This is a genomic window from Nocardiopsis sp. MG754419, from assembly GCF_018207095.1.
In the GTDB taxonomy this organism is placed as follows: domain Bacteria; phylum Actinomycetota; class Actinomycetes; order Streptosporangiales; family Streptosporangiaceae; genus Nocardiopsis.
This window is the reverse complement of the sequence record NZ_QOCZ01000142.1, coordinates 18572-28730: the sequence shown is the minus strand read 5'-3', so window position 1 is coordinate 28730 and position 10159 is coordinate 18572. Positions and strand designations below refer to the sequence as shown.

Annotated in this window: 8 protein-coding genes; 3 read left to right on the top strand and 5 right to left on the bottom strand. The window is 68.9% G+C overall.

Annotation, left to right across the window (positions count from 1 at the left end; genetic code table 11):
• Positions 1-413: 413 nt before the first annotated feature.
• Entirely contained in the window at positions 414-1838 is a 1425-nt protein-coding gene (gene glnA / locus DSY14_RS22280) for a type I glutamate--ammonia ligase (RefSeq protein ID WP_211718566.1), read from the bottom strand.
• 332 nt (positions 1839-2170) lie between these two features.
• Between glnA and DSY14_RS22275 the strand changes: the two genes are divergently transcribed.
• The 3 genes from DSY14_RS22275 (at position 2171) to DSY14_RS22265 (ending at position 5864) form a co-directional block, all read left to right on the top strand.
• The gene (locus DSY14_RS22275; RefSeq protein ID WP_211718565.1) at positions 2171-2671 is read left to right on the top strand and encodes an RDD family protein; all 501 of its coding nucleotides are present in this window, start codon (positions 2171-2173) and stop codon (positions 2669-2671) included.
• A 152-nt stretch (positions 2672-2823) separates the two neighbouring features.
• Entirely contained in the window at positions 2824-4257 is a 1434-nt protein-coding gene (locus DSY14_RS22270; RefSeq protein WP_211718564.1) for an LCP family protein, read from the top strand.
• Positions 4258-4469: 212 nt separating this feature from the next.
• Positions 4470-5864 carry an LCP family protein gene (locus DSY14_RS22265; protein ID WP_211718569.1) on the top strand — a complete coding sequence of 465 codons (1395 nt, stop codon included), beginning with the start codon at positions 4470-4472 and terminating at the stop codon, positions 5862-5864.
• A 330-nt stretch (positions 5865-6194) separates the two neighbouring features.
• On the opposite strand, the gene DSY14_RS22260 is transcribed toward DSY14_RS22265, so the two are convergent.
• The 4 genes from DSY14_RS22260 to DSY14_RS22245 form a co-directional block, all read right to left on the bottom strand.
• The gene (locus DSY14_RS22260) at positions 6195-6911 is read right to left on the bottom strand and encodes a DUF4191 domain-containing protein (protein WP_211718563.1); all 717 of its coding nucleotides are present in this window, start codon (positions 6909-6911) and stop codon (positions 6195-6197) included.
• 218 nt (positions 6912-7129) lie between these two features.
• Positions 7130-8083 (bottom strand): lipoyl synthase, encoded by a 954-nt coding sequence (gene lipA, locus DSY14_RS22255; protein WP_211718562.1) that lies wholly within the window; start codon positions 8081-8083, stop codon positions 7130-7132.
• Between the two features lie 97 nt (positions 8084-8180).
• Positions 8181-8885, bottom strand: coding sequence for a lipoyl(octanoyl) transferase LipB (gene lipB / locus DSY14_RS22250; protein ID WP_211718561.1), 705 nt, complete (start codon positions 8883-8885; stop codon positions 8181-8183).
• Between the two features lie 10 nt (positions 8886-8895).
• On the bottom strand, positions 8896-9828 hold the full coding sequence (locus tag DSY14_RS22245; protein WP_211718560.1) for a TIGR01777 family oxidoreductase: 933 nt from the start codon (positions 9826-9828) through the stop codon (positions 8896-8898).
• Positions 9829-10159: the final 331 nt, after the last annotated feature.

Genomic DNA, 10159 nt, shown 5'->3' with positions numbered 1-10159 from the left:
GAGGACTGGCGCGAGCTGCGGGGGGCCGACGCCGCGCGCACCCCACAACCGGAGGAACCGCGCCGCGGTCTGCTGCACACCGTGGGCGCCCGCCCCGACCGGGCCCGACGGTGTCGGTGACGCGCACCGTGCGACCGGCGGGGTCCGCTCGCCAGGGCCGCGACACCCGCATAGGAGGTCGCCGCCCGTGCCGGTGGAAGGGGGCGCCGCACGGTGCGCCTCGGGCCGTGCTCGACGGCGTCACCGTGGGCCTCACCCCGGACCACGTGCGTGAGGTGGGATCCGGCTGAGAACGAGAAAGGCCACCGACGGCGGGTGAACGCCGACGGTGGCCTCCGAAGCCTTCGCCACGATCCCGACGTGCGCCCGATGGGGGAGCGGGCCCTCAAAGCGCACGTCAGGGCATTGCGGGTCTAGATGTCGTAGTAGAGCTCGAACTCGCGCGGGTGCGGACGCAGACGCAGGGAGTCGATCTCCTCGGTGCGCTTGAAGTCGATGTAGGTCTCGATCAGGTCCTTGGTGAAGACACCGCCCTCGAGCAGGAACTCGTGGTCGGCCTCCAGGGCCTCCAGAGCCTCGTCCAGGGACGCGGGAACCGTCTCGATCGCCGCGGCCTCGGCCGGGGGCAGCTCGTACAGGTCCTTGTCGACCGGCTCCGGCGGCTCGATCTTGTTCTTGATGCCGTCCAGACCCGCCATGAGCATGGCGGAGAAGGCCAGGTACGGGTTGGCCGACGGGTCCGGCACGCGGAACTCGATGCGCTTGGCCTTCGGGTTGGACCCGGTGAGCGGCAGGCGGATGCAGGCCGAACGGTTGCGCTGGCTGTAGACCAGGTTGATCGGGGCCTCGTAACCCGGCACCAGGCGGTGGAAGGAGTTCACCGTGGGGTTGGTGAAGGCCAGCAGCGCCGAGGCGTGCTTGAGCAGACCACCGATGTAGTAACGGGCCGTGTCCGAGAGCTGACCATAGCCGGACTCGTCGAAGAACAGCGGCTCGCCGTCCTTCCACAGGCTCTGGTGGCAGTGCATGCCGGAACCGTTGTCGCCGAAGAGCGGCTTGGGCATGAACGTGGCGGTCTTGCCCGCCTCGTTCGCGACGTTCTTGACGATGTACTTGTACAGCTGCACGCGGTCGGCCTGCTGGAGCAGCGTGCCGAACTTGATGCCGATCTCGGCCTGACCGGCGGTGCCGACCTCGTGGTGCTGGAGCTCGACCTCGATGCCGGACTCGATCAGGGTCTGCACCATGTCCGAGCGCAGGTCGCTGTAGTGGTCGACCGGCTCGACGGGGAAGTAGCCGCCCTTGTACCGCGGACGGTAGCCGCGGTTGCCGCCCTCGAGCGCGGAACCGGTGTTCCAGGCGCCCTCGATGGAGTCGATCTCGTAGTAGCCGGTGTTCGACCGCGTCTCGAACTTGACGTCGTCGAAGATGTAGAACTCGGCCTCGGGGCCGAAGAACGCGGTGTCGGCGACGCCGGAACCCCGCAGGTAGGCCTCGGCCTTACGGGCGACGTTGCGCGGGTCGCGGCTGTAGGACTCCAGCGTGAGCGGGTCGTGGACGAAGAACGTCATGTTCAGCGTCTTGTGCTTGCGGAACGGGTCCACCACGCCGGTGCTCAGGTCGGGGAGCAGCAGCATGTCGGACTCGTGGATGGCCTGGAAGCCGCGGATCGAGGAGCCATCGAACATCTGGCCGTCGGTGAACGTGGACTCGTCCACGTTCTCGGTCGGGAGGGTAACGTGGTTCACTCCTCCGAACAGGTCCGTGAACCGGACGTCGAGGAACTTGACGTCCTCGTCTCGGATGTAGGCGAGCACCTCGTCGACGCTGCTGAACAAAACGGAACCTCCGTGCAGGTGGCTGAGACGGCGGGTCCGTGGGTCCGCTCCATCGCGGAGTCCCGGTGACCGCACGCCGTCTCCCGGCTTCGTCATCGAAGCTAGGAGCGCGTGATTTCCACGCCATGTCTCGATTGTTTCCTGCATGTTACGGAGCCCGGTGTTTTCGCAGACCACCACCTCCGGGTCGGAGATTCCGCCTGTTTCACGGGCGAAACGGGTTCCTCTCCGCGTTTTCGAAGTGACCGGCGTCACTCCAAGACGTGTCGGTGTCACACCGCCCGCGCCCACCCGCGTACGGGCGCCCGTGACGTGCCGCTACCGTGAAAACCATGAGCGACAAGAGCCGGCCGGCCACCACCCCCGACGACGACTTCCGTTACCGGGGTAACCGGCTCGGTCTGCCCGAGGACGGTCCCGGATCGGTCCCCGGCGTCGCGCGACGCCTGGTCGGGCTGGGCCTGGATTGGGGGATCGCCGTCCTGTTGGTGTGGGGCGCGATCAACCTCGGCCTGATCGGCGGGGAACTCTCGGCGGCCGCCGCCTCGGGAGGGGACCAGGAGGCCCTGGCCCTGACCAACTTCACCACGCTGTCGACGCTGGTGGTCTTCGCGGCGATGAACATCGTGTTGCTCACCCTGTTCGGTACAACGATCGGGCGGCGGATCGTCGGCGTCGGGATCACGGGCACCGGTGAGCGCGGTTGGCCCTGGTTCGTGTCCATGGCCGTGCGCACCTTCTTGTTGTGCCTGGTGATCCCCGCGGTCGTCTACGATCGCGACACCCGCGGTCTGCACGATCGCGCCGCCGGGACCATCGCCACCCGTTACTGAACCCTCACGGGGCGCGGCCGCATCGGCCGGGTCGTGCCGAAGCCCGCCCCGAGCTGCTGTTAGCATCCGTGCACAGCTTTTTTTCGGGGCCGCGACCCCCCTTGGCCGCCCTGACCCCGCCCCTCAAGGTCTCTTCGCATTCGAAGGTTCGCATGGCTGGAAAACGTTCCGCCCACCACGCCTCAGGCGCTCTGGGCGCGGCAAGACTGTCCGCGGGGCAGTGGATCGCCTGTGTCGTCACGGCGCTCACCATCATCGCCGGTCTGGGCGGCTACGGCTGGTACCAGGGTCTGATCGGCAACATCACCACCGCGCAGGTGGACACCGACGAGTGGGACCGGCCCACCAGTGTCGAGGGGGTCATGAACCTCCTCATCATCGGTTCCGACGTGCGCTCGGGTGAGAACGCCGACTACGGCGAGGCCGAGGGCGAACGCCCCGACACGATGCTCATCGCCAGCATCAACGTGGACAGCGGGGCCGCCACACTGGTCAACCTGCCCCGTGACCTCATCGTCGACCTTCCCGGTTGTGAGCCGGTGGAGGGGTACGAGGGCATGGACCCCCACCAGGGCATGGTGAACTCCGCCATGAACTTCGGTGGCGTGGGCTGCCAGTGGAACACCGTGGAGCAGGTCACCGGCGTGCACCTGGACCACTTCGTGATGATGGACTTCGTCGGGTTCAAGGACATGGTGGACGCGCTCGGCGGCGTGGAGATGTGCGTCCCCGAACCCATCGACGACGTCAAGGCGCACCTGACGCTGGACGCCGGTCTCCAGAACCTCGACGGCGAGGACTCCCTGGGCTTCGTGCGCTCCCGCTACGCCCAGGGCGACGGCAGCGACCTGTCGCGGATCGAGCGCCAGCAGGAGTTCATGGGCGCCATGCTCCGTGAGGTCCTCAGCAGCGAGGTCATGACCAGCCCGGTCACCGTCACCAACTTCCTCGGCGCGGTCACCGACTCCATCACCACCGATGACGATCTCACCGTCGAGACCATGACCGACATCGCCATCTCCATGCGCGAGGTCGACCTGGACCGCGTCCAGTTCGTCACCGTCCCCAACGGCGCACACCCCGACGACGAGAACCGCATCGTCATGCGTCAGCCGCAGGCCTCGGAGCTGTTCGAGGCGATCAACGCCGGCGTGGACCTGGCGGGCGGAGACGACGCCTCCGACGGCGACGACGCCAAGGACGAGGAGGAGGAGTCGGTCGACCCCTCCGAGATCTCGATCGAGGTTCTCAACAACACCGAGATCGAGGGGCTCGCCCTGGAGATCCAGGCCGTCCTGGTCCAAGAGGGCTACGTGGTCACCGGGACGGGCAACCCCGAGCTGCGTACGCCCGCCGTGACCACGGTCTACCACGGCCCCGACGACGCGGCCGCGGCCTCGCTGCTCGCCGGTTCCCTGCAGAACGCCCAGACCGAGGAGGTCGAGGGGCTGGAGCAGACCCTCGAACTGGTGGCGGGGTCCGACTGGGACGGGTTCGGTGGGAGTTCCTCCGCCGACACCGACCTCTCCATCACCGATGACCTGGGCGGCGTCACCGCCGAGGCGGACGAGGGCAGCGCCTGCTGAGGTGTCGTGGGGCGGGGCCGCCGGGGCGGACGACCCTGGTCTGAGGTGCCGAGGCCGGTCCGGTACCATCCGGTGGGTTACCTCCGGGTACCACCATGGTCCCCCCGTGGTGGCCCCGTCCCGGAGGGTCACTCTCCTCTCGTGCCCCAGATCGGATCGCAGGTGCCCTCTTGGCCCCAAGAAACGTGTCCAAGGCCGCCGTCACCGGCAAGATGAGCCTTGGCCAATGGGCGGCGTGCGCCACGACCGCCGTGGTGATCGCCGGGAGCCTGGTGGTCTATACCGGCTACCGGGACGTCCTCGGCATCGAGACCGCGGACGTGGATCCGGACGGTTGGGGCGACCGGCCGGCCCAGGTCGAGGGGTTGCACAACATCCTGTTGCTGGGCACCGATGAGCGTGCGGGGGATGACGCCTCCTACAACGAGCTCAACGGGGTCCGGCCCGACGTCCTCGTCGTCGTCAGCATCGACGTCGACCAGGGCGGGGTGACCATGGTCAACCTGCCACGCGACACGATGGTCGAGATCCCGCCGTGCGACCCCGGCGAGGGCGGCGCCGGCTGGTCCGGCGGTGTCGACCAGCTCAACCACGCCATGACCTACGGCGGCATGGACTGCCAGGGCAACGCGGTGGAGACCATCACCGGGATCCACCTCGACCACATGGTCCTGGTCGACTTCGCGGGGTTCGAGCACATCGTCGACTCCATCGGCGGCATCGAGATGTGCGTGCCCGAACCCATCGACGACCCCAAGGCGCACATCCGACTCGATGCCGGGGAACAGCGACTCGACGGTGAACAGGCGCTGGGCCTGGCGCGCTCCCGGGACAGCGCCGCCAACGGCAGCGACCTCGGGCGCATCGAGAACCAACAGCGGATGATGGGCGCCATCCTGCGCGAGGTGACCTCGGGTGACATCCTCTCCAGCCCGTCGAACCTCGTCTCCTTCCTGGACTCGGTCACCGACAGCCTGGTGACCGACAACGGGCTCACCATCGACAAGATGACCGAGCTGGCCGTGGCCATGCGCGAGGTCGACCTGGGGCGGATGACCATGCTGACCGCCCCGGTCGAGGACTACCAGGCGGACAACAACAAGGTGCAGCTCCGCGAACCCGACGCGCAGCATCTGTTCACCTCGGTGGCCGCCGGCGAGCTCATCGAGGAGGAGGGCGGCTCCGAGGACTCGGAGGGGCCTGAGGACGACGGGTCCGACGGCGAGGCCGATCCCTCCGACGTGCCGGTGGTGCTGCTCAACAACACCGGCCTCGACGGACTGGGCGCGCAGGTCGAGCCGCTGCTCACCGCCGAGGGCTTCACGGTCGCCGACACCACCAACCCCGAGCTGCGGGCCCCCGACGCCACGACCGTCTATCACGGCCCGGAGCACGCCGAGAACGCCGAGCTCCTGGCCTCGGCCCTGGAGAACGGCGCCGAGATCGTCGAGGAGCCCTCGCTGAGCGAGGAGATGGAGCTGGTCATGGGCGGCGCCGACTGGGCCGGTGTCGCCGGTCTGGGCGCCGGAGGGTCCGGCGGCGGTGACGCCGACCTCGACGACCTGGGCGGCACCAGCGCCGCCGAGGACGAGGTGAGCTGCGGCTGAGGACCACCCGCGCTTCCCGGGCCCGCACGCGTCACGCGTGCGGGCCCTCGCGCGTGCGGGGGCCGCGGCCTCGCGCACCCGCGCGTCGACCGCGAGCCGGGCGCATCGCCCTTCGTGCTCCGTCCCGGGTACGGCGATCTCCCCGACCTGCGCTCCGCCGGTGCCGGCGGGCCGATTCCCCTCCCTGTGTGCCGCGCCGCCGGTCGCGGGCCCGCGACGAGGTCGGGGCTCACACGACCCGCACCCCCACGGGCCCACACGAACGGGGCCGCCGCACCGGTCGGTGCGACGGCCCCGTGGAAGGTCCGCTGAGGTGCTGCGGGCGAAGGCTCAGTCCCCGCCCATCTTGCCGCGCATGCCCTTGGGCAGCTTGGCGCCCTTGGGCATGGGCCCCTTGGGCAACTGCATCGCGGCGGGCAGCGCCTTGAGGCGGTAGTTCAGCTCGGCGGTGCCGGACTTGTCGAGGTTACGGGGCAGCTTGACCAGCGTCCGCTGCAGCTTGGAGACCGGAACCTGGTCCTCGCCGTTGCCGACCTTGAAGTCGTAGATGGGGGTGTCGTGCGCCACCCGCGCCACCCGCTTCTTCTCTCCGGCGATGAGACCACGCAGACGGTGCGGGTCGCCCTCGCCGACCAGGATCACGCCGGGACGGCCCACCACGCGGTGGACGACGTCCATCTGCTTGTTGGCGGCCACACCGGGCTCGACCACCCAGTTGCCGCGCATGTTCTCCAGGATCGCCATGCCCGCGCCCAGACGCCCGTCGAGCATCTTGTACTGCACCTTCTGGGCGGATCGCGTGAACATGATGAAGCCGACCAGGAACGCGATCGGCAGACCGGTCAGCGGCCAGATGATCCAGGAGCCGGTCCAGATACCGATGCCGATGAAGACGGCGAAGATCACGACCGCGACGGCGATCGCGAGCGGGATCGTGCGCGGGCTCTGCTGATGGACGACCTTGGCGACCATGCCGATCTGCTTCAACCGGCCCGGCTGCTTCTCGCCACCCTTACCGGCGGACGTGGTGTCGGACTTCTTCGCCATCGTTCTCTCAGGCAGCGCACACCGAGCGGATCGGTGCGGGAAAGGGTCCCTGAGCTGCCTTGCCTCCTCTTCGCGGTCGACCTTCGGTGCGGCGCCTCGTCGGCGCCAACAGCCGGGCGCCTCGGGAACCACCAGGATATGCGTCCGTGCGCCCACATGCGGAACGGTGGCCCGCGGGCCACCGTTCCAGCTTGATCACGACTGTGACGAATCGTTCGTCATGCGTTGTTCGTGGCGGCCGCGGCCTGCGCGTCACGCTTCTCGCGGGCCTGCTTGTACAGGGTGCCCGCGCGGTAGGACGAACGCACCAGCGGGCCGGACATGACACCGGCGAAGCCGATCTCCTCGGCCTCCTTGCCCAGGTCCACGAACTCCTGCGGCTTCACCCAACGGTCGATCGGGTGGTGCAGCTTGGAGGGGCGCAGGTACTGGGTGATGGTGAGCAGGTCGCAGCCGGCCTCGTGCAGGTCGCGCATGGCCTCGCTGATCTCCTCACGGGTCTCGCCCATGCCCAGGATCAGGTTCGACTTGGTGACCAGGCCGTCCTCGCGGGCCTTGGTGATGACCTCGAGGGAACGCTCGTAGCGGAAACCGGGGCGGATGCGCTTGAAGATCCGCGGCACGGTCTCCACGTTGTGCGCCAGCACCTCCGGACGCGAACCGAACACCTCGGCCAGCTGGTCCGGGTCGGCGTTGAAGTCCGGGATGAGCAGCTCGACGCCGGTGCCCGGGTTGAGCTCGTGGATCTTGCGGACCGTCTCGGCGTACAGCCAGGCCCCGCCGTCCTCCAGGTCGTCGCGGGCCACGCCGGTGACGGTGGCGTAGCGCAGCTCCATCTTCTTGACGGAGGTGGCGACCTTGGTCGGTTCCATCTTGTCCAGGGCGGTGGGCTTGCCCGTGGCGATCTGGCAGAAGTCGCAGCGCCGGGTGCACTGGTCACCACCGATGAGGAACGTCGCCTCCCGGTCCTCCCAGCACTCGTAGATGTTGGGGCAGCCCGCCTCCTGACAGACGGTGTGCAGGCCCTCGCCCTTGACCAGGGACTGGAGCTCGGTGTACTCCGGCCCCATGTGCGCCTTGATCTTGATCCACGGCGGCTTTCTCTCGATGGGGGTCTCGCTGTTGCGCGCCTCCACGCGCAGCAGCTTGCGGCCCTCAGGAGCGATGGTCAACGCGAACCCGTTCCCTTCTGTACCCCTGTGATGGGGACCCTCGCGCCCCTCGTGGGGGCGGCACGTCCCGGTGGGGACTGGCTCTTGGTGTGGTGTGTCATGCTCGGGCGGTGGCGCCGGAGAGCATCTCGGCGCCGTCGGTGTGGCTGAAGTCCGCCGCGTCGAGCACGTCGGCCAGGTGCCGTTCGAGGCGCGGTCGCACGTCGGCGACGGTGACGGTGCGCCCCAGTTCGTTGGTGAGCGAGGTGACCCCCGCGTCGGAGATCCCGCAGGGGACGATCCGGTCGAACCACGACATGTCATTATCGCAGTTGAGAGCGAGTCCGTGCATCCCGACCCCACGGGCGATACGGCAACCGATCGCCGAGATCTTGCGTTCGATGAGGCCGCGCTCGGGCGCGGCGTCCAACCACACCCCGCTGCGGCCCTCCACACGCCTGCCGGTCAGGCCGAATTCCGCGATGGTGCGGATGACGGACTCCTCCAGCATGCGGACGTAGGCGATAACGTCGATGGGCTGGGCCAGCTTGACGATGGGGTACACCGTGAGCTGTCCCGGACCGTGCCAGGTGATCTTGCCGCCTCGGTCGATGTCCACGACGGGCGCGCCGGGGTCGGAGATGGGACGATCCCACCTCCCGGTGCGTTTGCCCGCGGTGTACACGGGCTCGTGTTCGAGGAAGAGGACGGTGTCGGCCACCTCATCGGCGACGCGACTCTGGTGGAGTCGCTTCTGGAGATCCCAGCCCTGGTGGTACGGGACGGGAGTGTCGCCCAGCCATGCGTAAACGAGATCACTCACGCCCCCCACCTTACGCCCCGACGGAAGGTCCGGGTCGGGCCAGGATGTCGGAAAGCGCACTGTCGACGTCGGGCAGAAGAAAGGAATAGCCGGCCTTCTCCAGGCGTTCGGGTCGCGCCCTCAGATCGATGAGGGCGCTCTCCTCGGTGAAGTCGCCGAGGGTCACGCGGATCGCGGTCGAGGGGATCGGCAGGATGGTGGGACGACCCAGGACGCGTTCCAGGGCCTGGACGAACGCCGCGTTGCTCACCGGTTCCGGCGCGCACAGGTTGACCGGGCCCGTGAGGTCGGGCCGCTCCAACAGGAAGCGTATGGCGCCCACCTGGTCGACCAGCGAGAACCACGTCAGGTACTGGGCGCCGGAGCCGAGCCGGCCGCCGAACCCCCAGCGGTACAACGGCAGCAACGACCGCAGCATGCCGCCCTCGCGGGCCAGGACGACGCCGGTGCGCAGATGGGCCACCGACATCCCGGCCTCCTCCGCGGGCAGTGTGGCCGCCTCCCACTCCCGGCACACGTCGGCGAGGAAGCCCGTGCCCGGGGGAGTCTCCTCGGTGGCCACGGTGTCGCCGGTCTCCCCGTACACATGGGTACCGGAGGCGCTGAGCAGGCGCGTGGGCGGGCGGTCCATCGCGACCAGGGCCCGGCACAGGGCCCGCGTGCCGTGCACGCGGCTGCGCCGGATCAGCGCGCGTCGCCTGCGCGTCCACAGGCCGCGCCCGAGGGGTTCGCCCGCCAGGTGCACGACGGCGTCCGTTCCGCTCAGGGCCACGGCGTCGATTCGGCCCTGCTCGGCGCGCCACTCGGCCTCCTCCAGACGGGGGATCTCGCTCCGGCGTGGAGGACGCCGCACCAACCGCACCACCGTGTGCCCGTCCGCCCACAGGGACGTGGTCAGCGCACGGCCGATGAGTCCGGTCGCACCCGTGATCGCCACTCTCATGACCTGGGTTTACCCGCTGGTAGGGGAGCATTCGAAGTTTTCTCCGGCTTTTTCGCCGAAAGCGCTGCGGGAAGGCGCGAGGTCTTCTAGGTTGTGTGGTGGGGCAGGGAACTCCGCGTCATCGCGGAGCTACCGAGGGCGATCTGTGGTCGCCCTAGCGGACCGAGTCCGCACACAGACCTTTGATGATGGGGATCATCAGGGGATGGTGATTGGTGGGGTAGAAAGGCGGGGCGGCACCGGAGACGGTGCCGCCCCGTCCACCTGTGCGGGTCCGTTCACGGTGCCGCGGGCCCTCGCAGCGGTCCGCGCCCCACGAGCGCCAGGGGCG